The sequence below is a fragment of the Streptomyces krungchingensis genome, assembly GCF_054729265.1.
In genome coordinates this window covers 7,915,958-7,939,911 of record NZ_JBPUKY010000001.1, presented here as the reverse complement: position 1 = coordinate 7,939,911, position 23,954 = coordinate 7,915,958, and the positions used below count along the sequence as shown (strand labels likewise).

The 23,954-nt window shown below is 71.0% G+C and carries 25 protein-coding genes and 1 pseudogene; 18 read left to right on the top strand and 8 right to left on the bottom strand.

What is annotated here, in order from left to right:
• Positions 1-148 precede the first annotated feature (148 nt).
• From ACSYGO_RS34720 to ACSYGO_RS34660, 13 genes are all read left to right on the top strand, one after another.
• A complete protein-coding gene (locus ACSYGO_RS34720; protein WP_460388926.1) occupies positions 149-1,492 on the top strand; it encodes a hypothetical protein in 1,344 nt (447 codons plus the stop codon).
• Positions 1,493-1,584: 92 nt separating this feature from the next.
• Positions 1,585-2,157 carry a GNAT family N-acetyltransferase gene (locus ACSYGO_RS34715; protein ID WP_432177083.1) on the top strand — a complete coding sequence of 191 codons (573 nt, stop codon included), beginning with the start codon at positions 1,585-1,587 and terminating at the stop codon, positions 2,155-2,157.
• 126 nt (positions 2,158-2,283) lie between these two features.
• Entirely contained in the window at positions 2,284-2,367 is an 84-nt protein-coding gene (locus ACSYGO_RS34710) for a putative leader peptide (RefSeq protein WP_309486338.1), read from the top strand.
• 158 nt (positions 2,368-2,525) lie between these two features.
• Positions 2,526-4,217 carry a nitrite/sulfite reductase gene (locus ACSYGO_RS34705; protein WP_359502568.1) on the top strand — a complete coding sequence of 564 codons (1,692 nt, stop codon included), beginning with the start codon at positions 2,526-2,528 and terminating at the stop codon, positions 4,215-4,217.
• Complete coding sequence (locus tag ACSYGO_RS34700) at positions 4,214-4,393, top strand: hypothetical protein (RefSeq protein ID WP_345657722.1); 180 nt, start codon at positions 4,214-4,216, stop codon at positions 4,391-4,393. Before ACSYGO_RS34705 ends, ACSYGO_RS34700 begins: the two co-directional genes overlap by 4 nt.
• Positions 4,390-5,097 carry a phosphoadenylyl-sulfate reductase gene (locus tag ACSYGO_RS34695; protein ID WP_460388925.1) on the top strand — a complete coding sequence of 236 codons (708 nt, stop codon included), beginning with the start codon at positions 4,390-4,392 and terminating at the stop codon, positions 5,095-5,097. Before ACSYGO_RS34700 ends, ACSYGO_RS34695 begins: the two co-directional genes overlap by 4 nt.
• A 71-nt stretch (positions 5,098-5,168) precedes the next feature.
• The gene (cysC, locus tag ACSYGO_RS34690; RefSeq protein WP_426681263.1) at positions 5,169-5,705 is read left to right on the top strand and encodes an adenylyl-sulfate kinase; all 537 of its coding nucleotides are present in this window, start codon (positions 5,169-5,171) and stop codon (positions 5,703-5,705) included.
• Positions 5,702-6,652, top strand: coding sequence for a sulfate adenylyltransferase subunit CysD (cysD, locus tag ACSYGO_RS34685; RefSeq protein WP_460388923.1), 951 nt, complete (start codon positions 5,702-5,704; stop codon positions 6,650-6,652). The genes cysC and cysD overlap by 4 nt, the downstream gene beginning before the upstream one ends.
• Positions 6,653-6,654: 2 nt before the next feature.
• Positions 6,655-8,010, top strand: a complete 1,356-nt coding sequence (locus ACSYGO_RS34680) for a sulfate adenylyltransferase subunit 1 (protein ID WP_426681457.1) — start codon at positions 6,655-6,657, stop codon at positions 8,008-8,010.
• 225 nt (positions 8,011-8,235) lie between these two features.
• A complete protein-coding gene (locus ACSYGO_RS34675) occupies positions 8,236-9,357 on the top strand; it encodes an aliphatic sulfonate ABC transporter substrate-binding protein (protein ID WP_359496026.1) in 1,122 nt (373 codons plus the stop codon).
• A 36-nt stretch (positions 9,358-9,393) separates the two neighbouring features.
• On the top strand, positions 9,394-10,182 hold the full coding sequence (locus ACSYGO_RS34670; RefSeq protein ID WP_460388922.1) for an ABC transporter ATP-binding protein: 789 nt from the start codon (positions 9,394-9,396) through the stop codon (positions 10,180-10,182).
• Positions 10,169-11,071 (top strand): ABC transporter permease, encoded by a 903-nt coding sequence (locus ACSYGO_RS34665; RefSeq protein ID WP_426681454.1) that lies wholly within the window; start codon positions 10,169-10,171, stop codon positions 11,069-11,071. The genes ACSYGO_RS34670 and ACSYGO_RS34665 overlap by 14 nt, the downstream gene beginning before the upstream one ends.
• A gap of 7 nt (positions 11,072-11,078) precedes the next feature.
• A complete protein-coding gene (locus tag ACSYGO_RS34660) occupies positions 11,079-11,825 on the top strand; it encodes a sirohydrochlorin chelatase (RefSeq protein WP_460388921.1) in 747 nt (248 codons plus the stop codon).
• Positions 11,826-11,850: 25 nt separating this feature from the next.
• Here the strand turns inward: ACSYGO_RS34660 and ACSYGO_RS34655 are convergent, their stop codons facing one another.
• Complete coding sequence (locus tag ACSYGO_RS34655; RefSeq protein WP_028800701.1) at positions 11,851-12,468, bottom strand: mycothiol-dependent nitroreductase Rv2466c family protein; 618 nt, start codon at positions 12,466-12,468, stop codon at positions 11,851-11,853.
• A 177-nt stretch (positions 12,469-12,645) separates the two neighbouring features.
• Positions 12,646-13,239 carry a TIGR03086 family metal-binding protein gene (locus tag ACSYGO_RS34650; RefSeq protein ID WP_426681451.1) on the bottom strand — a complete coding sequence of 198 codons (594 nt, stop codon included), beginning with the start codon at positions 13,237-13,239 and terminating at the stop codon, positions 12,646-12,648.
• A 128-nt stretch (positions 13,240-13,367) separates the two neighbouring features.
• Between ACSYGO_RS34650 and ACSYGO_RS34645 the strand changes: the two genes are divergently transcribed.
• The 3 genes from ACSYGO_RS34645 to ACSYGO_RS34635 are packed head-to-tail and all read left to right on the top strand — an operon-like array spanning position 13,368 to position 15,608.
• A complete protein-coding gene (locus ACSYGO_RS34645) occupies positions 13,368-13,817 on the top strand; it encodes a DUF3592 domain-containing protein (protein ID WP_460388919.1) in 450 nt (149 codons plus the stop codon).
• Positions 13,814-14,719 carry an aldo/keto reductase gene (locus tag ACSYGO_RS34640; protein ID WP_460388918.1) on the top strand — a complete coding sequence of 302 codons (906 nt, stop codon included), beginning with the start codon at positions 13,814-13,816 and terminating at the stop codon, positions 14,717-14,719. Before ACSYGO_RS34645 ends, ACSYGO_RS34640 begins: the two co-directional genes overlap by 4 nt.
• A gap of 34 nt (positions 14,720-14,753) precedes the next feature.
• Positions 14,754-15,608, top strand: a complete 855-nt coding sequence (locus ACSYGO_RS34635; RefSeq protein WP_432189260.1) for a transglutaminase-like domain-containing protein — start codon at positions 14,754-14,756, stop codon at positions 15,606-15,608.
• Here ACSYGO_RS34635 and ACSYGO_RS34630 read toward each other — a convergent pair.
• Together ACSYGO_RS34630 and ACSYGO_RS34625 are read right to left on the bottom strand one after the other, a co-directional pair.
• The gene (locus ACSYGO_RS34630) at positions 15,589-15,966 is read right to left on the bottom strand and encodes a nuclear transport factor 2 family protein (protein ID WP_426681447.1); all 378 of its coding nucleotides are present in this window, start codon (positions 15,964-15,966) and stop codon (positions 15,589-15,591) included. The two genes, ACSYGO_RS34635 and ACSYGO_RS34630, sit on opposite strands and share 20 nt — an antisense overlap.
• On the bottom strand, positions 15,959-16,507 hold the full coding sequence (locus ACSYGO_RS34625) for a DUF1697 domain-containing protein (RefSeq protein WP_435225110.1): 549 nt from the start codon (positions 16,505-16,507) through the stop codon (positions 15,959-15,961). The genes ACSYGO_RS34630 and ACSYGO_RS34625 overlap by 8 nt, the downstream gene beginning before the upstream one ends.
• Positions 16,508-16,779: 272 nt before the next feature.
• Here ACSYGO_RS34625 and ACSYGO_RS34620 point away from each other — a divergent pair, with 272 nt between their 5' ends.
• Positions 16,780-19,035 (top strand): MMPL family transporter, encoded by a 2,256-nt coding sequence (locus ACSYGO_RS34620; protein ID WP_426681445.1) that lies wholly within the window; start codon positions 16,780-16,782, stop codon positions 19,033-19,035.
• Between the two features lie 79 nt (positions 19,036-19,114).
• Here ACSYGO_RS34620 and mgt read toward each other — a convergent pair.
• Positions 19,115-20,411, bottom strand: a pseudogene (mgt, locus tag ACSYGO_RS34615) (macrolide-inactivating glycosyltransferase).
• 17 nt (positions 20,412-20,428) lie between these two features.
• Between mgt and ACSYGO_RS34610 the strand changes: the two are divergent.
• Complete coding sequence (locus ACSYGO_RS34610; RefSeq protein WP_426681444.1) at positions 20,429-20,836, top strand: DUF6336 family protein; 408 nt, start codon at positions 20,429-20,431, stop codon at positions 20,834-20,836.
• Between the two features lie 60 nt (positions 20,837-20,896).
• On the opposite strand, the gene ACSYGO_RS34605 is transcribed toward ACSYGO_RS34610, so the two are convergent.
• Genes ACSYGO_RS34605 through ACSYGO_RS34595 form a run of 3 tightly spaced genes read right to left on the bottom strand, consistent with a single transcriptional unit; the run spans position 20,897 to position 23,942 of the window.
• Complete coding sequence (locus tag ACSYGO_RS34605) at positions 20,897-22,177, bottom strand: ABC transporter substrate-binding protein (protein ID WP_432175982.1); 1,281 nt, start codon at positions 22,175-22,177, stop codon at positions 20,897-20,899.
• Complete coding sequence (locus ACSYGO_RS34600; RefSeq protein ID WP_426681442.1) at positions 22,177-23,010, bottom strand: carbohydrate ABC transporter permease; 834 nt, start codon at positions 23,008-23,010, stop codon at positions 22,177-22,179. The genes ACSYGO_RS34605 and ACSYGO_RS34600 overlap by 1 nt, the downstream gene beginning before the upstream one ends.
• A complete protein-coding gene (locus ACSYGO_RS34595; RefSeq protein WP_426681441.1) occupies positions 23,007-23,942 on the bottom strand; it encodes a carbohydrate ABC transporter permease in 936 nt (311 codons plus the stop codon). The genes ACSYGO_RS34600 and ACSYGO_RS34595 overlap by 4 nt, the downstream gene beginning before the upstream one ends.
• Positions 23,943-23,954 lie beyond the last annotated feature (12 nt).

The window sequence follows — 23,954 nt, the reverse complement described above, 5'->3', positions numbered from 1 at the left end:
ATTTCGTGCGCGTATTTCGTGGGGGTCTTCCGGGGTCTTCGACCTGGCCCGCAGGTATCTGCCGTAGCATCCCCTCACAGGCCACCCCACCCGTCTCTCCGTCAACGGCCGAGATGCGAGAGGCAGTTGGCCTTCCTCGGGAGGACGCATGAAGCACCGCGGCAGGCACCGTCGTCGCAGGAGAGGACAGGCGCTGCGCGCCACCCTGGCCGGAACCGCCCTCGCCCTCACCGCGGCCGCCACCCTGATCAGCACCTCCCAGGCGACGGGCAGCGGCAGTCCCGGTGGCCTCACCGCGCTCGGCACCGCGTCCCGGACCGCACCGATGCGCCTCCACGAGAAGCCGGTGGACCTGGACACGCTGGACCGGCTCACCAAGGACATGGGCGGGAACGTGGGCGTCGACGGCGTCCTCGGGAGGGCCGACCACGCGATGCGCGACGAGGTCGGCTGCTCCACCGCCGAGCGGGCCGCGCTGCCGGTCGAGCCGACGGCCACGCGCGCGTACTGCTGGGACGAGGGCGACGAACGGACCCGGCAGTGGCAGCCCCGGTCCGTGACCACCTCCGGTGACGCCGACGACGACGGCCACTGGGGCGAGCACCGGGTGATCCTGGCCGGCTGGACGCACCGGGACCGCCAGGCCGCCGCACCGACGCGGGACCGGGGACTGGCACGGGTCGCCTTCGTCGACGCGACCGACCCGCGCGCGCTCAGGTACAGCTGGGTCCTGCTGGTCGCCCCGCGCGACGGCGGCCGGGACTTCGCGCCGGTCCGCTCCGCACTGGACGGCATGGTCTGGTACCAGGACAAGCTGATCGTCACCGGCGCGCACGGCTCGGGCCTGCTCGTCTTCGACATGCACCGCATCCTGCGGGCGGATGTCGACAGCGGCGCGGTCGGCCGGGTGAGCGGCGGCTACTCCGCGGGCGGCTACCGGTACGTGCTCCCCGCCGTCGACGCGTACGAACCGTCCGGCGGCGCGTGCACCCGCCGCGGCGGTACCCCCTGCTTCGGCTCGCTGTCCCTGGACCGCAGCTCGGCACCGGACAGCCTGGTCGCCGCCGAGCGCCCCGCGGCCGGCTCCGAACGGACCCGGGTGTGGCGCTACGCCTACAGCACCGCCGCCTACCGCACCGGACTGCTCGCCGATTCCCGCGGCCGGGTCGACGCCGTCGAGGCCTACGAGACCAAGGCCGCGGGGGTGTCCGGCGTCCTCGCGCACACGCCGCGTGGCACGCGCGGGGCGCGGTGGTACCTCGGGCAGGCGCCGGAGGCCCCCACCCGGCACGGCAGCATCTGGCGGCAGACCGAGGACGGCGCCGAGGCGGCCACCTGCACCGCGGACCGGTCGCACGCCTGCTGGGGCCTGCGCACCGGGTCCCTGTCCTACTGGCAGGAGACCGGCGAGGTGTGGACGCTGACCCGCACGGCCGGACGGCGGGCGCTCTACGCGGTGCCGCTGTCCGCGGTGGACGGCTCACTGGAGTAGCGTCCGCCCCCGATCCGGCGCCCGCTCCGGACGCGTGTCCGTTCAGCGGTCGCTTTTGGATGCGCCCCCGCCTCCGTGGTTCCCTGGCTCGCATGAGCAACGTCACTGTGACCACCTGGTCCCTGGAGCAGACGGCGCCGGCCGACCTGCTCCCCGCGATCGCGCCCGACGGCGACGTCAGGATCGTGCGTGCCGAGGTTCCCTCGCCCGAGTTCAGCCGCTTCCTGTACGCGTCGGTCGGCGGCGACATCCGCTGGACGGACCGGCTCGGCTGGACGTACGCGCAGTGGCAGGAGGCTCTGGACCGGCCGGGTGTCGAGACCTGGGTCGCATACGACCAGGGGACGCCCGCCGGTTACGTCGAGCTGGACCCGCAGGACGACGGCGTCGTCGAGATCATGTACTTCGGACTGATCCCCGCGTTCCGGGGCCGCCGCATCGGCGGGCACCTCCTCTCCTACGGCGCCGCCCGCGCCTGGGACCTGGCCGACCGCTGGCCGGGCCGGGCCGAGACCAAGCGCGTCTGGCTGCACACCTGCAGCAAGGACGGCGCGCACGCGATGGACAACTACCTCCGGCGCGGCTTCAAGCTCTTCGACACGAAGGTCGAGGAGGAGCCGGAGATCGCCACACCGGGACCGTGGCCGGGGGCGCGAGCCGTCTGAGCCGTTCCGGCCCGGTTCAGGGCCCTTGTGTGACCGACGACACCCTTGTCCCAGCATTCGGGACAAGGGTGTCCACATGACGGACGATGGTGGACTGTGCGGAGATCCCCGTGACACGCTTCCGTCATGTCTGGAACTGGAATTGCCTTGGTGAGTCGGCGGCACGTCGACCTCGGCCGCATGTCCAGCGCCATCTGTCCGGCGAGCTGACGAACCCTTCAGTGGCCTTCGGCCACGGGCTCAGCACCGCCGACCTCTTCTCTTCCGCACCCCTGCGCAAGGACGCGCCCATACTTCCGTATGCGCCCGTATGCGCAGGTCAGAGCCGCTGACACACCTGTCCCGCAGTCTCGAAGGACGTAGCAACCATGGCCGCCACCCCGCAGAACCCCGCCACGCCCCGCCGCAAGGTGAGCCGTCACCGTGGCGAGGGGCAGTGGGCCGTGGGTCACTTCACCCCCCTCAACGGCAACGAGCAGTTCAAGAAGGACGACGACGGTCTCAATGTGCGGACACGCATTGAGACGATCTACTCCAAGCGGGGTTTCGACTCGATCGACCCCAACGACCTGCGCGGCCGGATGCGCTGGTGGGGGCTCTACACCCAGCGCAAGCCCGGGATCGACGGCGGCAAGACCGCCATCCTGGAGCCGGAGGAGCTGGACGACAAGTACTTCATGCTGCGGGTCCGCATCGACGGCGGTCGGCTGACCACCGCGCAGCTGCGGGTCATCGGTGAGATCTCCCAGGAGTTCGCACGCGGCACCGCCGACCTCACCGACCGGCAGAACGTCCAGTACCACTGGATCCGCATCGAGGACGTCCCGGAGATCTGGAACCGGCTGGAGGCCGTCGGCCTGTCCACGACCGAGGCCTGCGGCGACACGCCCCGCGTCATCCTCGGTTCGCCCGTCGCCGGCATCGCCGAGGACGAGATCATCGACGGCACGCCCGCCATCGACGAGATCCACCGCCGGGTCATCGGCAACAAGGCGTTCTCGAACCTGCCCCGCAAGTTCAAGACCGCGATCTCCGGCTCGCCCCTGCTCGACGTCGCCCACGAGATCAACGACGTCGCCTTCGTCGGCGTGAACCACCCGGAGCACGGGCCCGGCTTCGACCTCTGGGTCGGCGGCGGCCTGTCCACCAACCCGAAGATCGGTCAGCGCCTGGGCGCCTGGGTCCCGCTCGACGAGGTCCCGGACGTCTTCGAGGGCGTCATCTCGATCTTCCGCGACTACGGCTACCGCCGGCTGCGCACCCGCGCCCGCCTGAAGTTCCTGGTCGCCGACTGGGGTGTCGAGAAGTTCCGCCAGGTCCTGGAGGACGAGTACCTGAAGCGGAAGCTCGTCGACGGCCCGGCCCCCGACCAGCCGGTCGCCCGCTGGCGCGACCACGTCGGCGTGCACCGGCAGAAGGACGGCCGGTACTACGTCGGTTTCGCACCGCGTGTGGGACGCGTCGACGGCGCCACCCTCACCAAGATCGCCGAGCTGGCCGAGGCGCACGGCTCCGGCAGGCTGAGCACCACCGTCGAGCAGAAGATGATCGTGCTGGACGTGGACGAGTCGCGGATCGACTCCCTCGTCGAGGGCCTGGAGGCGCTCGACCTGACGGTCAACCCCTCGCCCTTCCGGCGCGGCACCATGGCCTGCACCGGCATCGAGTACTGCAAGCTCGCGATCGTCGAGACCAAGGCGCGCGGCGCTTCGCTCATCGACGAGCTCGAACGCCGCATCCCGGAGTTCGACGAGCCGATCACCATCAACATCAACGGCTGTCCGAACGCCTGCGCCCGTATCCAGGTCGCGGACATCGGTCTCAAGGGCCAGCTGGTCCTCGACGACCGCGGCGAGCAGGTCGAGGGCTTCCAGGTGCACCTGGGCGGCGCGCTCGGCCTGGAGGCCGGCTTCGGCCGCAAGGTCCGTGGACTGAAGGTCACTTCGGAGGAACTGCCCGACTACGTCGAGCGGGTCCTCAAGCGCTTCCAGGAGGAGCGCGAGGACGGCGAGCGCTTCGCCGCCTGGGCTGCGCGGGCTTCAGAGGAGGCCCTGTCGTGAGCGAGCGGGCCGCCCCCTTCTACTGCCCCTACTGCGGTGACGAAGACCTTCGTCCGAGCGAGCAGGGTCACGGCGCATGGGAATGCGCGGCGTGCAATCGAGCCTTCCAGCTGAAGTTCCTCGGGCTGCTCGCCCGTGGGCTCCAGCAGGGTGACGACGGAGGGGCACAGATATGACGACCATTCAGGAAGAGCGTACGGGCGAGGACTTGAAGCACCTCGCCGAGCAGGCCGGGCGCGACCTGGAGGACGCCTCCGCGCTGGAGATCCTCCAGTGGGCCGCCGACACCTTCGGCAAGAAGTTCTGCGTGACCTCCTCCATGGAGGACGCGGTGGTCGCCCACCTCGCGTCCCGGGCCGTCCCCGGTGTCGACGTCGTCTTCCTCGACACCGGCTACCACTTCCCGGAGACCATCGGCACCCGCGACGCGGTCGAGGCCGTGATGGACGTCAACGTCATCACGCTCACCCCGCGCCAGACGGTCGCCGAGCAGGACGCCGAGTACGGCCCCCGGCTGCACGACCGCAACCCCGACCTGTGCTGCGCGCTGCGCAAGGTCAAGCCCCTCGAAGAGGGCCTGACCAGGTACGACGCGTGGGCGACCGGGCTGCGCCGCGACGAGTCCCCGACCCGGGCGAACACCCCGGTCGTCGGCTGGGACGAGAAGCGGCAGAAGGTCAAGATCTCGCCGATCGCCCGCTGGACGCAGGACGACGTGGACGCGTACGTCGCCGAGCACGGGGTCCTCACCAACCCGCTGCTGATGGACGGTTACGCCTCCGTCGGATGCGCGCCCTGCACCCGCCGGGTCCTGGAGGGCGAGGACGCGCGCGCCGGCCGCTGGGCGGGCCGCGCCAAGACCGAGTGCGGGCTGCACTGATGACCACGACGACGGGGACGGCAGTGCCCACCGCCACCACCGACAACCTCCAGAACTCCCGGGAGAAGCAAGTGACGACCGGAGCCACCGTCTGGCTCACGGGTCTGCCGAGTGCCGGCAAGACCACCATCGCGTACGAGCTGGCCGGCCGGCTGCGCGAGGAGGGACATCGCGTCGAGGTGCTCGACGGCGACGAGATCCGCGAGTTCCTCTCGTCGGGTCTCGGCTTCTCGCGGGCGGACCGTTTCACCAATGTGCAGCGCATCGGTTTCCTCGCCGAGCTGCTCGCGCGCAACGGCGTCAAGGCACTCGTCCCGGTGATCGCGCCGTACGCGGACAGCCGTGCGGCGGTGCGCGAGCGCCACAGCACGGGAGGGACGCCGTACGTGGAGGTCCATGTGGCCACTCCGGTCGAGGTGTGCTCCGTGCGCGACGTGAAGGGCCTGTACGCCAAGCAGGCGGCGGGCGAGATCTCGGGGCTGACCGGAGTCGACGACCCGTACGAGGAGCCCGCGTCGCCCGATCTGCGCATCGAGTCGCACAACCAGACCGTGCAGGAGTCCGCTGCCGCGCTGCACGCGCTGCTCACCGAGAGGGGTCTCGCATGACGACCGCAGCCACTGTCTCCGAGGCAGCCGGTAATTCCGAGGAGTCCAGCCCGTACGCCCTGTCGCATCTGGACGCGCTGGAGTCCGAGGCCGTGCACATCTTCCGCGAGGTCGCGGGCGAGTTCGAGCGGCCGGTGATCCTGTTCTCCGGCGGCAAGGACTCCATCGTCATGCTGCACCTGGCACTGAAGGCCTTCGCCCCCGCGGCCGTCCCCTTCTCCCTCCTGCACGTCGACACCGGACACAACTTCCCCGAGGTCCTGGAATACCGCGACCGCACCGTCCACCAGCACGGACTGCGCCTGCACATCGCCTCCGTACAGGACTACATCGACCGCGGCATCCTGCGCGAACGCCCCGACGGCACCCGCAACCCCCTGCAGACCCTCCCCCTCACCGAGAAGATCCAGTCCGAACGCTTCGACGCCGTCTTCGGCGGCGGCCGCCGCGACGAGGAAAAAGCCCGCGCCAAAGAACGCGTCTTCTCCCTGCGCGACGAGTTCTCCCAATGGGACCCCCGCCGCCAGCGCCCCGAACTGTGGCAGCTCTACAACGGCCGCCACGCCCCCGGCGAACACGTCCGCGTCTTCCCCCTGTCCAACTGGACCGAACTCGACGTGTGGCAGTACATCGCCCGCGAACACATCGAACTCCCCCAGATCTACTTCGCCCACCAGCGCGAGGTCTTCCAACGCGCCGGCATGTGGCTGACCGCCGGCGCATGGGGCGGCCCCAAGGACGGCGAGACCGTCGAGAAACGACTCGTGCGCTACCGCACCGTCGGCGACATGTCCTGCACCGGCGCCGTCGACTCCCACGCCACCACACTCGACACCGTCATCGCCGAGATCGCCGCCTCCCGCCTCACCGAACGCGGCGCCACCCGCGCCGACGACAAGATGTCCGAGGCCGCGATGGAAGACCGCAAGCGCGAGGGGTACTTCTAGACATGACCAGCACCACCGAACCCACCGAGCCCTTGTCGGTCGAGCAGCTGTCCGCGACCACCCTGCTGCGCTTCGCGACCGCCGGCTCCGTCGACGACGGCAAGTCCACCCTCGTCGGACGCCTCCTGCACGACTCCAAGTCCGTCCTGACAGACCAACTGGAGGCCGTCGAACGCGCCTCCGCCGGCCGCGGCCAGGACGCACCCGACCTCGCCCTGCTCACCGACGGCCTGCGCGCCGAACGCGAACAAGGCATCACCATCGACGTCGCCTACCGCTACTTCGCCACCGCACGCCGCCGCTTCATCCTCGCCGACACCCCCGGCCACGTGCAGTACACCCGCAACATGGTCACCGGCGCCTCCACCGCCGACCTCGCCGTCGTCCTCGTCGACGCCCGCAACGGCGTCATCGAACAAACCCGACGCCACGCCGCCGTCGCCGCCCTCCTCCGCGTCCCCCACGTCGTCCTCGCCGTCAACAAGATGGACCTCGTCGACTACCAGGAGTCCGTCTTCGCGGCGATCGCCGAGGAGTTCACGGCGTACGCCTCCGAGCTGGGTGTCCCCGAGATCACCGCGATCCCGATCTCCGCGCTCGCCGGTGACAACGTGGTGGAGGCGTCCGCCAACATGGACTGGTACGGCGGGCCGACGGTCCTGGAGCACCTGGAGACCGTGCCGGTCAGCCACGACCTGGGGCACTGCCACGCCCGGCTCCCCGTGCAGTACGTGATCCGCCCGCAGACCGCCGAGCACCCCGACTACCGGGGCTACGCCGGCCAGATCGCGGCCGGTGCCTTCCGTGTCGGCGAGAGCGTGACCGTGCTGCCCTCCGGGCGCACCTCCAAGGTCGCCGGGATCGACGTGCTGGGCGAGCCCGCCGACGTCGCGTGGACGCCGCAGTCGGTGACCCTCCTGCTGGAGGACGACATCGACATCTCGCGCGGCGACCTGATCGTGCCGAGCAAGGACGCGCCCCCGACCACGCAGGACATCGAGGCGACCGTGTGCCACGTCGCCGACCAGCCGCTCACCGTGGGACACCGGGTGCTGCTCAAGCACGGCACCCGCACGGTCAAGGCGATCGTCAAGGACATCCCGTCCCGGCTGACCCTCGACGACCTGTCGCTGCACCCGCACCCCGGTCAGCTCGCCGCCAACGACATCGGCCGCGTCAAGATCCGTACCGCGGAGCCGCTGCCCGTCGACTCGTACGCCGACTCCCGGCGCACCGGCGCGTTCATCCTGATCGACCCCGCCGACGGCACCACCCTGACCGCCTGCATGGTCGGCGAGTCCTTCGCCGCGCCGCAGCCGGTCAAGGACGAGGCCGACGACGACGGGTGGGACTTCTGACATGACGTCCACCGACTTCTACTCCACGTTCGCGAAGGAGGGCGGCCGCGTCGGCAGCGGCGCCCTCGGCAGCGGGCAGGGCGGGGTGGCGCGATGTGCGCGATGACGTACGCGCACTGCCTGCGCGCCCTCACCCCCCACCGCCTGCACAGACGAAGACCTGCCGACCTCCCGGCCACGACCTGAGACACCGTGACCGCCGGGCCAACGAGAGGAACACCTCCCGTGCCTGCCAACCGCAACCGCTCCGCCTTGCTCCGCCGCGGCCTCGCCGTCGCCGCCGCGCTCCCCCTTCTCGCTCTCGCCGCGTGCAGCTACGGCTCCGAGGCGAAGGACGACACCTCCGAGAAGGAGAAGGTCGCCGCCGGGTCCGAGAAGATCGACGGTCTCGACTCCGTGAAGATCGGGTACTTCGGCAACCTCACCCACGCGACCGCGCTCGTCGGCCGCCACGAGGGCCTCTTCCAGAAGGAACTCGGCGCCACCAAGGCCGAGTACACCACCTTCAACGCCGGTCCCTCCGAGATCGAGGCGCTGAACTCGGGCTCGATCGACATCGGCTGGATCGGCCCCTCGCCGGCCATCAACGGCTACACCAAGTCCAACGGCAAGAGCCTGCGGATCATCGGCGGTTCGGCGTCCGGCGGCGTCAAGCTCGTGGTCGACCCGAAGAAGATCAAGTCCCTGAAGGACGTCAAGGGCAAGAAGATCGCGACCCCGCAGCTCGGCAACACGCAGGACGTCGCGTTCCTCAACTGGATCGCGGAGCAGGGCTGGAAGGTCGACGCCGACAGCGGCAAGGGCGACGTCTCGGTCATCCGCACGGACAACAAGATCACCCCGGACGCCTACAAGTCCGGCTCCATCGACGGTGCCTGGGTGCCGGAGCCGACCGCGTCCAAGCTGGTCGCCGAGGGCGGCAAGGTACTGCTCGACGAGTCCACGCTGTGGCCCGACAAGAAGTTCGTGATCACGAACATCATCGTGTCGCAGAGCTTCCTCAAGGAGCACCCGAAGGTCGTCGAGGCGGTCCTCAAGGGCTCCGTGGCGACCAACAAGTGGATCGGCGCCAACCCGGACAAGGCGAAGACCGCGGCGAACGCGCAGCTCAAGGTCGACTCCGGCAAGGAGCTCCCGGCCGAGGTCCTGGACCCCGCCTGGAAGTCGATCCAGATCACCAATGACCCGCTGGCCGCGACCCTCAACACCGAGGCGGCGCACGCGGTGAAGGCCGGTCTGCTGGAGAAGCCGAACCTGAACGGCATCTACGACCTGACGCTGCTCAACAAGGTCCTGTCGGCTGCGGGCGAGAGCTCGGTCGACGACGCCGGTCTCGGCGCCAAGTAAGCCCGGACACCGATGAGTTCCCAGGAGGTGACGACCATGGCAACAGCTCTCGCCAAGGCCGCCGACGTCACGACGTCGGTGGAGCACGCCGCGCGGATCGAGAACGTCTCGAAGTCGTTCGCAGGACCCGCCGGGCAGCAGCTCGTCCTCGACGACATCACGCTGGATGTCGCGCCGGGCGAGTTCGTCACCCTCCTGGGGGCCTCGGGGTGCGGCAAGTCGACGCTGCTCAATCTGGTCGCGGGGCTCGACGACCCGACCGCGGGCAGCATCACGACCAACGGGCGCCCGGCCCTGATGTTCCAGGAGCACGCCCTGTTCCCGTGGCTGACCGCGGGCAATAACATCGAACTCGCGCTGAAGCTGCGGGGGGTGGCCAAGGCCGACCGCCGCGACAAGGCCGAGGAACTGCTCGAACTCGTACGGCTGAAGGGCGCGTACGGGAAGCGGGTGCACGAGCTGTCCGGCGGTATGCGCCAGCGGGTGGCGATGGCGCGGGCGCTCGCCCAGGACAGCCAGCTGCTGCTGATGGACGAGCCGTTCGCGGCGCTGGACGCCATCACCCGGGACGTCCTGCACGACGAGCTGACCCGGATCTGGCGCGAGACCCGGCTGTCCGTCCTGTTCGTCACGCACAACGTGCGCGAGGCGGTGCGGCTCGCCCAGCGCGTCGTGCTGCTGTCCTCGCGCCCGGGGCGGGTCGCGCACGAGTGGACCGTGGACATACCGCAGCCGCGCCGCATCGAGGACACCGCCGTGGCGGAGCTGTCCGTCGAGATCACCGAACAACTGCGTGGGGAGATCCGCCGTCATGGCCAGCACTGAGACCAAGTCCGCCGCGGCCGTCGACGACAGCCACGACCTGGCGGGTCTGGAGGCGGGCCTGGACGCCCTGGAGACGGTCCACACGGGCCGGCCCCCGTTGCGGCAGACCCTCGTCCAGAAGGTCCTGCCGCCCGTCGTCGCCGTCGCGCTCGTCCTCGTGGTGTGGCAGGCGCTGATCACGTTCAAGGTCGTCGACGACCCGACCAAGCTGCCTTCCCCCGGGGACGTGTGGGGCGAGGTCGAGGACGCCTGGCTCCAGGGCAAGCTCTTCGGCTACATCTGGACGAGCGTCTCGCGCGGCCTGCTCGGCTTCCTGCTGGCGCTGGTCATCGGCACGCCGCTGGGGCTGCTGGTGGCGCGGGTGAGGTTCGTGCGCGCCGCCATCGGCCCGATCCTGTCCGGCCTCCAGTCGCTGCCGTCGGTGGCCTGGGTGCCGCCGGCCGTGATCTGGCTGGGTCTGAACAGCTCGATGATGTACGCCGTGATCCTGCTCGGCGCGGTCCCCTCCATCGCCAACGGTCTGGTGTCCGGCGTGGACCAGGTCCCGCCGCTGTTCCTGCGGGCCGGCCGCACGATGGGCGCCACCGGGCTGCGCGGCACCTGGCACATCGTCATGCCGGCGGCGCTGCCCGGCTACCTGGCGGGCCTGAAGCAGGGCTGGGCCTTCTCCTGGCGCTCCCTGATGGCCGCGGAGATCATCGCCTCCTCCCCCGACCTGGGCGTGGGCCTCGGCCAGCTGCTGGAGAACGGCCGCACCGCCAGCTCCATGTCCATGGTCTTCCTCGCCATCCTGCTCATCCTGATCGTCGGTATCGCCATCGACCTGCTGATCTTCAGCCCGCTGGAGCGGTGGGTGCTGCGCAGCCGCGGTCTGCTGGTCAAGAGCTGAGTCCGACATGCGCCGATCCGTCAGCCCCGTCCTCGTCGTCGTCGCCCACGGCAGCCGTGACCCGCGCCATGCCGCGACGGTGCACGCCCTCGTACGGCAGGTGCGGGCCCGGCGTCCGGGGCTGCGCGTGGAGACCGGCTTCCTGGACTTCAACATCCCCTCCGTGCAGGGTGTGCTGGAGTCCCTCGCCGCCGAGGGCGTGCGGGACGTGGTGGCGCTGCCGCTGCTGCTGACGCGGGCCTTCCACGCCAAGGCGGACATCCCGGCGGTGCTCCGGGAGGTCCCCTCCCGGCTGCGCATCCGCCAGGCCGACGTGCTCGGTCCGTCCCCGCTGCTGACGGCGGCGCTGGAACGACGGTTGTACGAGGCGGGGCTGAGCCCCGCGGACAAGTCCTCGACCGGGGTCGTGCTGGCCTCGGCGGGGTCCACGGACCCGGAGGCGATCGCAGTGATCGCTGAAATCGCGCGGGAGTGGCGGCACACCGGTTGGTGCGCCGTGCGGCCTGCGTTCGCCTCCGCATCTCTTCCGCGCACCGAGGACGCGGTGCGCGAACTGCGCGCCGCCGGGTGCGCCCGGGTGGCGGTCGCCCCGTACGTGCTGGCGCCGGGCTTCCTGCCGGACCGCATCGCCCGGGGCGCCGCCGACGCGGATGTCCTGGCCGACGTCCTCGGTCCCGCCCCCGAGGTGGCCCAGGTCCTGCTGGAGCGCTACGACGCGGCCCGCACGCCGGTCCTGACGGCGCTCGGCGCGTAGGCGGGCGAAGCGCCGGGGCCGGGGATCAGTCGAAGCTGAGTCCGCCGGTCCGGGTCCTCTTGAGCTCGAAGAAGTCCGGGTGCGTGGCGAGGACCCGGAAGCTGTCGAAGAGTTCGGCCGCCTTCTCGCCCCTCGGGACGGCGCGCAGCACCGGGCCGAACCACACGGTCCCGTCGACATGGATCGTGGGCGTGCCGACATAGGTGCCGGAGTCCGGCTCCCTGCCCGCGTCATGGCTGCGGGTCACCGCCTCGTCGTACGCGGGATCGTGCGCCGCGTGCGCCAGTTCGGCCGGGAGTCCGAGTTCGGCGAGGGACTCGGTGACGACCGCGTCGAAGTCCTCGATGCGGCGTTCGTGGATACGGGTGCCGAAGGCGGTGTAGAGGTCGCGCAGCACCTTGTCGCCGTGCTGCTCGGCGGCGGCCACCGCGACCCTGACCGGGCCGATCGACCTGTCGACCAGTTCCCGGTACCAGTCTGGGAGTTCATTGCCGAGATTGTGCAGATAGAGGCTCATCACGCGGAAGCGGAGGTCGAGCGGGCGCTCGCGCTCGACCTCCAGCATCCAGCGGGAGGAGATCCAGGCGAAGGGGCAGGCGGGGTCGAACCAGAAGTCGACGCGAGTGGGCGCGGTGGTCGTCATGGCGCCGAGGCTAGTCCGCGGGTGGCCCAGGATCACGGTCCAATTCGACGTCGAAATCGTGGTCCAATCGGGCCTGGCCCCTTTCAGACCTTGCCCCCTCCCGTGTCTCCTCAGACCTGGCGTCCCCCCTCGGGCCTGCCCCCGTCAGGTCTTGCCCCGCCTCAGACCGGACCCCCGTCAGGCCCGGGACAGCCGCGGGTCGCGGCCGCTGTGGGCGAGGGCGCGGTCGAAGACGGAGACGTCGTCGGGCACGTCCACCGGGTCGGCGAAGCCGTCGTACTGCCGGTAGAGGTCGCCGTGCGTGTCGACCACGTCCAGGATCAGCCGGGCCGCGCCGTCGGAGATCCGGAACCGCTGTCCGGTGGCCGTCGCGACGTCCCAGCCGTGCACCGCCATCTCCTTGACGATCATCGGGGCGAGTTCGGCGGCCGGCATCTTCGCCATGCCGAGATCCACCTCGCCCTCCCAGACGGCGGGGTCGTCCCAGGCGGCCACGGCCCGGTCGAGCTGGTCGGCGTACGCCTGCGCCCAGTCGGAGTCGGCCGTGAAGTCCCGCGCGGTCAGCTCCTCGGGGAGTTGCTTGCGCAGCGCCCGGTGCTCCAGTCCGTGCGAGGTGTAGAGGACCCAGTGGTTCACCAGGGCGCGGACGTCCCACGGCGGGCAGTGCGTGGCCCCGGACAGCTGCGCCGCCGTGACACCGCGGGCGACGCGGGCGGCCTCGGTGGCGCACTCGACCATGTACGGATGCACGTTCTTGTACGGCTCGTTCATGCGTCCCACGCTAGGGACCTTGCGCCGGGCCCTCTTGAAGAAACGCGACAGCTTCCCGGCAGGACCCCGCGCCGAAAGCCTCACACGCATGGGTGCACTCCCCACCGATCCGTGCGACGCTGTCCGCCGTGCGCAAATGGGTGCCCCTGGTCCTGGGCCTGTTCTTCCTGGCCCTCACCGTGTTCACGGTGTACTCGGCGACCGTCCAGTGGCAGCGGGGCAGGCTCATCGACGACACCGGGGTGCAGGTCACCGGTACCGTCACCCGGCTCCTCGACGTGGGCAAGGGCAACAAGAGCAAGGAGATCGCCTACACGGTCGACGGGCGGCGCCACACCCTCCAGAAGGGCTACGACGCCAGTCTCCAGGACCCCCGGCGCGGAGACCGGGTCTGCCTGGAGGTGGCCCGCGAGCAGCCCGACATCGTCCGCATCTGCGAGGACCACTACCCGCAGGGCGACGACACCTTCCCCGGCTACGTACTGGGAGCGGTCTTCGGCACGGCAGGACTGCTGTTCGTCATCGGCCACCAGGTCACCGAAGCACGGCGTACACGCGAGATCGGAACGGCAGCATGAGCACATCCACCGCCGACGCCGGGACCGGCGGCCCTGAGGGCGGCACGAGCGCCTTCCTCGTGGGCGGCGAACTGCCCGTGTGCCGCCTCGGGTACGGCACCGCGCAGCTCACCGGTCCCGGGTACTGGGGTCCGCGCGGCGACGCCCGGGACGCGGTGGCCGTGCTGCGGCGGGCCGTGGAACGTGGCGTCACCCTTGTCGACACCGCCGACAACTACGGTCCGTCGGTCGCCGAGGAGCTGGTCGCCGAGGCCCTGCACCCGTACGCCGAGGATCTGCTGATCGCCACCAAGGGCGGCGTCGTGCGCACCGGCGACAGTGCCTGGCACATCGCCGGACGGCCCGAGCAGCTGCGCGCGATGTGCGAGGCGAGTCTGCGCCGGCTGCGTCTCGACACCATCGGCCTGTACCAGCTGCACCGCCTCGACCCGGACGTGCCGATGGCCGAACAGCTGGGCGCGCTGGACGAGTTGCGCGCCGAGGGCAAGATCAGGCACATCGGGCTCGACACCGTCACCGACGGGCAGCTCGCGGCGGCGCTGGAGCTGATGGACATCGCCTCCGTGCAGAACCGCTACAACCTGCTCGACCGTGCCTCCCAGCCGCTGCTGGAGCTGTGCGAGGCGCGCGGGATCGCGTTCCTGCCGTGGTTCCCGCTGGGCAACGGCTCGCTGACCTCCGACCCGGTGTGCGCGGGGATCGCCGCCGCGCACGGGGCGACGCCGGGGCAGGTCGCGCTGGCCTGGCTGCTGCGCCGCTCCCCCGTGCTCTGCCCGACGCCGGGCACCGGCAGCCTCGTCCACCTGGAGGAGAACCTGGACGCGGGCGGGGTCCGGCTGACGGACGAGGACATGGACCGTCTCGACGCCCTCGCGGACACCCCGCCCGGCGCCCGCGGTTGACCTTGCCCCTGGGGCAGACCGCAGAGTCCCGGGCATGGACCTCCACCGCAGACAGAGTGTGTTCAGCGACCCCGGCGACCTGGACGTCGCCGGGCTCCCCCGGGACCCCGGCGGCCTCGCCCGCATCGTCAGGGGCCTGATCATCCACCGGGGCGAGGGGGAACGCTTCGGCGTGACCCTCCCCGAGACGCGGCTGCGCGGGGACGCCGAGTCGCGCTATGTGACGGAGATCCTGCGGCTGCTCGGCGAGCGCTCGGACCGTCCGCTGACCGAGCGGCGGGAGCCGGCCGAGCGGTTCGTCGGGACCTGCCGGGACTTCTCCCTGCTGCTGTGCTCGCTGCTGCGCGCGACGGGCACGCCCGCCCGGCTGCGCTGCGGGTTCGCCACGTACTTCGTCGAGGGCTTCCACGAGGACCACTGGGTCACCGAGTACCGCCTCCCGGACGGCGGCCTGCGGCTCGTCGACGCGCAGATCGCCCACGGGCCCTACGACGTGGACTTCGATCCGCTGGACGTCCCCAGGGACCGTTTCGTGGTGGCGGGGCAGGCCTGGCGGGAGTGCCGGGCCGGGCGCGCTGACCCGGCCGGCTTCGGCGTCAGCTGGCTGAAGGAGATCAGGGGCCTGTGGTACGTCCGCGGCAACGTCCTGCACGATCTCGCCGCGCTCAACGGCGTCGAGGTGCTGCCCTGGGACGGCTGGGGCCCCGAGATCCTCGACGACGCGTCGCTGACCGCCGAGGATCTCGCGTTGACCGACGCGGTCGCCGCCGCCGGGTCCGAGGAGGAGCTGCGCCGGCTGTACCGGGACCCCCGGCTCGGTGTGCCGGACGAGATCGTCTCGTACACCACCTACCAGGGCGTACGGAAGGTCACTCTGCGCCCACGCTGAACGGGGTGCCCTGGTGGAAGTACAGCAGCCAGCCGTCCACCGACCGCCGCCACAGCGAACTGCGGTGCGCACGCGAGCCGTTGTGCCCCTCCGTGTCGAAAGTGAGGTGGACCAGGTCCGGTGCGAGCTGTACGCCCCGCATCCGCGAGGCGGTGATCGGGCGGGTCCCCGCCCCGGGCACCGCGGTCAGCTCGGCGATGATCGAGGCGCGGTCCCACAGCCGTCCGGAGGAGCCGAACTCGTGGAACTCGGGGTGCAGCAGCGCCCCGAGCCGCTGGGGCGACCGGCGGATCGCGGGGTCCAGCAGGCGCAGCTCACCCTCGATGGCCGCCTCGACGGCGGCGTTGCGCTCAAGCACCGGTCAGCTCCTCCAGTTTGACGACGGTGTTCCAGTTGCGGGTGGTGGCGAGGATCCCCTTGAGGAGCTTCGGCCGGGCCAGTGCCTCGGCCAGCTTGGAGCGGCCGAGTCCGTCGGGGGCGTACAGGTACAGGACGCGGTCGCCGAGGCGGTACTCCTCGGGCAGGAACGCGTCCTGGGCGACGTCGGCGAAACGCCGCGCGTCGACGGGGCCGGAGAAGTACGTGGCGTGCAGTTGCTTCGCCTCCAGCTCGGCCGCCGGGAAGGGGCACGCCTCGCGTACGGCCTTCAGGTAGGTGTGGTCGCGCACCAGCACGCCGACGGTGAAGCCGAAGTGCTTCTCGACGGCTTCGGCGAGCTCCGCCGCGAGGGAGTCCTCGTCGCCGCGGTCGCTGCTGAACACGGCGTTGCCGCTCTGCAGATACGTGCGCACGTCGCCGTGCCCGAGCCCCTCCATCAGGGTGCGCAGTTCGGCCATCGGCACCTTCTTGGCGCCGCCCACGTTGATCCCGCGCAGGAGTGCCGCGTACCTCGTCGTCATCCGCACACCATACGGCCGCCGCGGGGCGCCGGGCGGACGTGACGGCGAGCGGGCCCGGAGCGGCTCGCCCCTGATCCACATCCCCGAGAAGTCGGTTTACATGTAAGGGGCTTCCATCCTCCCCAGTGCGGAGACGCCGGGGTCCGCGGGTAGGACTCACGGGCCCCGGGGTTCACCAGGCAGCACGACGAGACGCGCTTATCCGGCCCATACCTTCGTATCGAAAGGTGACGGCAGGGGGCCGTCGCCGCACACGAGGGGGCTTGCCCGTCATGGGGAACGGAGACACACGGGTGCGGGGCTTCGCCGCGCGGGCCGGCGGCTGGAGCGCCCGGCACCGATGGGCGGCCGTCGGGATATGGGTGCTGTTCGTCGTCCTGGCGATGGGGCTGGGCTCGGCCGCCGGCCGCGTCGACGTCAGCGAGAGCGATCAGCTCAAGGGCGAGACGCACACCGCCGCCAAGATCATCGAAGACGCGGGGATCGAGGAACCGGCGAGCGAGACCGTCCTGGTCCAGTCGAAGGACGGCGGCCCGAAGGCCACGGACGCCGCGTTCAAGGCTGCCGTCGGCGCGGTCGTCGACGCCGTCGACGCGACCGGCAAGGTCACCGACGTCCAGTCGCCGTACGACACGCAGACGATCTCCGAGGACGGGCGCAGCGCGCTGGTCCAGTTCGACATGCGCGGCGACTCGGACACCGCGGGCGACCGCGTCGAGCCCGTCCTGAACGCCGTCGAGCGCGTGCAGAAGGACCACTCGGAGCTGCGGATCGAGGAGATCGGCGGCGCCAGCATGATGAAGACGTTCGACGACGCGTTCGGGGACGACTTCCAGAAGGCCGAGTACTCCGCCGTTCCGGTGGCCCTCGGCATTCTGCTCATCGCCTTCGGCGCGCTGGTGGCCGCGCTGCTGCCGGTGGCGCTGGCCGTCACCGCGATCATGGCGACGATGGGCCTGATGGGCATCGTCAGCCACCTCCAGCCGATGAGCGACACCGCCAACTCCGTGATGCTGCTGGTCGGTCTGGCCGTCGGTGTCGACTACTGCCTGTTCTACCTGCGCCGGGAACGCGAGGAGCGCGCGGCGGGCCGCGACGCCGGTGCCGCCCTGCGGATCGCCGCCGCCACCAGTGGCCGCGCGATCGTCGTCTCCGGTGTCACGGTGTGCGTGGCGATGGCGGGCATGCTGTTCACCGGGCTCGCCGAGTTCGAGGCGATGGGCCTGGCCTCGCTGATGGTCGTGGCGGTCGCCATGGTCGGATCGGTGACGGTGCTGCCGGCGCTGCTCTCGCTGCTGGGCGAGCGGGTCGAGAAGGGCCGTATCCCCTTCCTGCACAAGGTCATGCAGCGTCGCGCGGCGCGCACCAACGGCGAGAGCCGCTTCTGGACCGCGGTCCTGCGCGGCGTGCTCGCCAAGCCGCTGGTCTCCGTGCTGGTGGCGGCCGGTGTGCTGCTGGCGATCGCGGCTCCCGCGGTCGGCATGAAGACGCAGAACCTCACGCTGGACCAGGAGTTCGGCGACTCCCTGCCGATCGTGCAGACGTACAACCGGGTCAACGACGCCTTCCCGGGCGGCTCCGAGCCGGCCGAGGTCGTCGTCAAGGCCGCGGACATCAACGCCCCCGAGGTCAAGAGCGCCCTCGCCGACTTCAAGGACCGGGCGATCAGTTCGGGCGCCTCGCGCGGCCCGGTCGAGATCAAGCTGCACGACGCGCAGAACATCGCCTACGTGTACGTCCCGCTGGTCGGCGGCTCCGACCTCGACAAGGCGGGCGCCAGCCTGGAGAAGCTGCGCGACGAGGTACGGCCCGCCACGCTCGGCAAGGTGGACGGCGTCCAGGCACCGATCACCGGACAGGTGGCGGGCTCGCACGACTTCAACGACCAGCTCGGCGGCGCGGTCCTCCCGGTCTTCGCGTTCGTGGTGGTCTTCGCCTTCCTGCTGATGCTGCTGTCGTTCCGCTCGCTGACGGTCGCGGTCACCTCGATCCTGCTCAACCTGCTGTCGGTGGGCGCCGCCTACGGCATCCTCGTCGCCGTCTTCCAGCACGGCTGGGGGGCGTCCCTGGTGGGGGCGGAGGGCGTCGGCGCCATCGTCACCTGGCTGCCGCTGTTCCTCTTCGTGATCCTGTTCGGACTGTCGATGGACTACCACGTCTTCGTGGTCTCGCGGATCCGCGAGGCACGGCTGCGGGGCCGCACCACCAGGGACGCGATCCGGCACGGTGTGGTCACCACGGCGGGTGTGGTCACCAGCGCCGCGGTCATCATGGTCGCCGTCTTCGCGATCTTCGGCACGCTGTCCATGCAGTCCATGAAGCAGATGGGTGTGGGCCTGGCCGCGGCGGTGCTCATCGACGCGACGATCATCCGCGGTGTGCTGCTGCCCGCCGTGATGGCCCTGCTCGGCGAGCGCAACTGGTACCTGCCGAAGTGGATGCACCGGCTGCCGGACCTCACGCACGACGAGTCGCCGGAGCCGGTGGCGCCGCCGGTCGCCCGGGAGGGTGAGCGGGCCGGGGTGTAGCCCGCGGCACCACCGGACGGCAACCGCGCTCGGACATGGGCCTGCCGGTCCCCCTCGGGGGGACCGGCAGGCCCTTCGCCTATGCGCGCCCCGGCAGTTCGGCCTCGATGAGGTCGGCCGCCCGCCGGGTGCCTCCTTCGCGGGCCATCTCCGTCCGGATCTCCTTCAGCCGGCGGGCCACCTCGGGGTCGTCCACCAGGGCGAGGGCGGTGGCCCGCAGGGCCTGCGCGGTGGCCTCCTCGGTGGACAGCCGGCGGGCGACTCCGAGGGCCTGGAGCATGTCGGCGTTGCCGAACTGGTCCACGGCCTGGGGCACGGCGATCATCGGCGTGGCGGTGGCCAGTCCCTCCTGGCTGCCGCCCGCTCCGGCGTGCGTGACGAACAGGTCGGCCTGCTTCAGGATCGCCAACTGCGGTACCCAGGCGTGGACTTCCACGTTCCCCGGCAGCTCGCCGAGTGCGGCCGGGTCGACGTGTTCGCCGATCTGGAGCACCAGGTGCCAGCCGGGCAGGTCACCGAACGCTCCCACGCACTCCCGGTAGAAGTCGGGCTGCTTGGTGAAGGCGGAGCCGAGCGAGACGAGGGCCACCTTCTCGGCGCCGGCCGGCCGCCGCCAGTCGCCCTGGGCCGTGCGGTCGCCCTGGCAGGCGCCGACGAAGGTGTGGACGCGCTCGTCGACGCGATCGGCGTTCGGCTGGAGGGCCTTGGGGATCAGGACGAGGGAGCGGGCCGGGCGGCCGGCGAAGGGGTCGGGGTGTTCGGTGATCCCGTTCTCCGTCAGCCAGGCCTCGAAGCGGGCGTAGTAGGCCCGGCCGCGTTCGGTCCGCCTGGGCTCCGCCCACATCGGCTCGGCGACCTCCTCCTCGTAGCCGTCCCAGGCGACCAGGTTCGGCGAGAGGGACACCGCGGGCACGCCCCAGCGGTGGGCGAGGACGCGGGCCGGGTAGGAGGCGATGTCGTGCAGGACGAGGTCCGGCTCGTCCCCCTCGTAGGCCGCGATCAGCTGCGGGAGCGCCTGGACGGCGTCCGCCAGGAACGGCTCCACGTTGTCCAGCAGCGTGGTCCCCCAGGCCTCCGGGTCGGCGCCGGGGCCGGGCAGGGTGGAGGTGTAGGGCACGGGCCGGGCCCCGGTCTCCGCCACCTTCTCGGCGAACACCGGCGGGATGGCGTAGGTGACGCGGTGCCCCCGTGCGACGAGCTCGCGGATCACCTCCAGGCTCGGGTTCACATGGCCGTGGGCGGCGATGGAGAACATGGCGATGTGTGCGGGAGTGGTCATGGGAGCGAGACTAAACAAGACGATACGTCTCGTCCAATTCTTTTGGGCTCCGGCCGGGCGTGAGCCCGGCACCCGCGGGCCGCGGCGGATCCGCGATCGGCTACGGTCCCCCTCATGGACCTGGACGAGGACGGCGTACTCCTGCCGCGGTTGCGGCTGCGTGACGTCCTGCTCCGCGGGGCTCTGTTCGGTCTCGGCGGCATCGTCGTGCTCGCGGTCGCCGCCGCCCTCATCGGCCGCCACCACGACCGCATGGAGTTCCTGGCCGTGGCGGGGGGCATATGCCTCGTGTTCGGAGGCGGCCTGCTGCTCTTCGGCCTCTTCTTCTGGGCCGTGTGCGCCGGCGACATCCGGCGCTGCCGGGACTGGCGGACCCTCACCGGACAGCACTCCGCGCCCACGGTCGTGGCCCCGGTCAGCGTCCGGCTCGGCGTGCTCGGACTCGTCGCTGCACCGGCGGCGTTCGGCCTGTACCAGCTGGTCGATCGTGCACCTTACGGCAGTTGGCTCCACAGCGGCTGACCCGGCGCGGACCGGCCGTCCGCCGCCGGCAGGCGCGCCGGCCCCGCGTGCCCGGCGCGCTCAGCGCTGGTAGCGCGCCAGCACCAGATTGCCGTCCTTCTCCAGACGGCGGCGCAGTTCGCCGAGCCCGATCGCTCCGCTGTAGTACTCCTGGAACGCGGGGGTGGCGACCTTGTCCTTCCACTCGGGGTAGCCGCGTACGGACTGGGCCGGGGCCGGGCTGAGCCGGTCGGCGAGCGCGGTGCCGGTGGCCCAGCCGTACTTGTCCGTGTGCAGGGCCGGGTCCTTCAGGGCCTCGGTCCCGGTGGGGAGCATCCAGTCGCCCAGCGCCAGCCGGACCATGTTCTTCGGCCGGAGCAGGAAGTCGACGAACTCGGCCGCCTCCTTCTTGTGCGGGCTGTCCTCGGCGATCGAGAGGGTCTGCGGGCTGACGCCCTGGGTGAGCCCGTCGGCGCCGGCCGGGGCGGGCAGCACCTGCCAGTCGAAACCCTTCGGCGCCTGCTGCACGATCTGCTGGCGGTAGGAGAAGCCGAGCGGGACCATCGCGTACTTGCCGCCGAAGAAGCCGGGCAGCGTGTCCGAGCCGCCGCTGCCGAGGGTCGAGCCGGGGGCGCTGCGGTCGGTGCCGACCTGGTCGTGGATCGTGCGCGGCACGAGCTGGTCGCCGGCCTCGACACGCACGGTCACCCTGCCGTCCGCGCCCCGGTGGAACAGCTGCCCGCCCGCCGACAGGGAGAGGTTGAGCGTCGCGGAGACCGGTTCCTTGAGCGGCCAGGCGACGCCGTACCTGCCGTCCCCGCTGAGCTTCTTGGTGACCTGCCGGAACTCGGCCCAGCTCCACGGCCGTTCGGGGGTCGGTATGCGCACCCCGGACTTCCGCAGCCGGCCGGCGTCGGCGATCAGCACCCGCGGCTCCTGGAGGAACGGCACGCCGTAGATGCCCTCGCCGAAGGTCGTGGTCTGCCAACTGCGCTGTGGGATGTCGGACTTGAGGCGATCGGAGAGCAGCCCCCGCAGATCGGCGAGATAGCCGCCGTAGGCGAAGTCGGCGAGGTCGTCGGAGGCGTCGTGGATGACGTCGGGGGCCTCACCGCCCTCGAAGGAGGTGAGCAACTGGTCGTGGACGCTGTCCCAGCTCCCCTGGACGTACTTCACCTTGACGTCCGGGTGGGTCGCGTTCCACTCCGCCACCAGGTCCTTGTTGGCGGCGACGGACTCCTGCTGCCAGGCGAGGGACTGGAAGCGGAGCGTGATCACTCCGTGCGGGTCGCGGCCGCTGTCCGTGCACGCGGTGAGCAACAGGCCGAAGACGGCCAGGATCACCAGGAGTCTCGTCCGCATCAGCTCTTCACCGCCCCGGCGAGCATGCCGCCCGTGATCCGTTTCTGGATGACCGCGAAGACGACCAGCGACGGCAGGGTCGCCAGGAACGCCGCGGCGGCCAGCGGGCCGAGGTCCGCGACCCCCTCCGCCCCGATGAAGTGGGTGAGGACCACCGGCAGCGTCTGCTTCTCCGGGGTCTTCAGCAGGACGAGCGCGAAGAAGAACTCGTTCCAGGCGCTGATGAACGCGAACAGCGCCGTCGCCACGATGCCCGGGGCGAGGAGCGGTGCGGTGATCGAGACCAGGGTCCGCACCCGGCCCGCGCCGTCGACCGCGGCCGCCTCCTCCAGTTCGGCGGGCACCGCCCGCACGTACCCGACCAGCATCCACAGCGCGAACGGCAGCGCCCACACCACGTACACCATGACCAGTCCGGGCACCGAGTCGATCAGCCGGAGGTTCTTCAGGAGCAGGAAGAGCGGGATGATCACGAGCACGAACGGGAACGCCTGACTGACCACGACCCACCCGGTGGCGGCCTTGGCGAGCAGCGTGCGGCGCCGGGCGAGGACGTACGCCATCGGTGTGGCGATCAGCACGGCGATCGCTGCGGCTCCGAGGGCCGCGGCCAGGGAGTTGAGCGCGGCGCGCAGCAGCGGCTGCTCGTCGAAGGCCTGACGGAAGTTGGCGAGGGTGGGGTCCTTCGGTATCCAGGTGGGATGCAGACTCGCCAGCTCGCGTGCCGGTTTGAACGCGGTGGAGACGAGCCACAGGAACGGGAAGGCGAGGAAGAGGAGGTAGGCGAGGAGCGCGAGGTACTGTCCCGCGCGGGCGCCCTTGCCGGTCTTCACGCGTCCTCACCTCCGTTCAGACGGCCGACGAGGTGCACGGCGAGGATCACCGAGATCACCGCGACCATCACACAGCCCATCGCCGCCGCGTAGCCGAACTGTCCGTAGCGGAAGGCCTCTTCGTAGGCGAAGAGCATGGGGAGCCGGGTACGGCCTCCCGGACCGCCGTTGGTCAGCACGTACACCAGGGCGAAGGAGTTGAAGTTCCAGATGAAGTTGAGCGCGGTGACGGCGAGCGCGACCGGGCGCAGGGCGGGCCAGGTCACGGTGCAGAAGCGGCGCCAGGCGCCCGCTCCGTCCATAGCGGCGGCCTCGTGGAGCTCGCGCGGGGTGTTCTGGAGTCCGGCGAGCAGCGTGACCGTGGTCTGCGGCATGCCCGCCCAGACGCCGACGACGATCACGGCGGGCAGGGCGGTGCCGAGGCCGCTCAGCCAGTCGCGGCCGTCGCCGAGGCCGAGGTCGCGCAGGGTTTCGTTGAGGATGCCGGCGTCCGGGTTGTAGACGAGCCGCCACATGATGCCGACAACGACCTCCGGCATGGCCCAGGGGACGATCGCGAGGGCGCGGGCGAGCCAGCGCAGCCGGAGGTCCTGGTCGAGGAGGAGGGCGAGCCCGAGGGCGAGGAGGAACTGCGGCACGGTCACGCCGACGGCCCACAGCAGACCGATCCGGAACGACTCCCAGAACAGCGTGTCGTGCAGCAGGTCCTGGAAGTTGAGCGTGCCGATCCACTGCGTGGCCGCGGTCCGGCCGGACTGCGCGTCGGTGAAGGCCAGCGCGATCCCGTAGAGCAGGGGTCCGACGCTGAGGACCAGGATCGGGATCAGCGCGGGCAGGACCAGGAACCAGGCGCCGCGGTCGGCGGCGCGGCGGCCGCCGGCCCGGACGGGCGCGCGCTTCACCGACCGCCTCGTCGCGGTCGCCAATGTCATGGAATCGGCTCC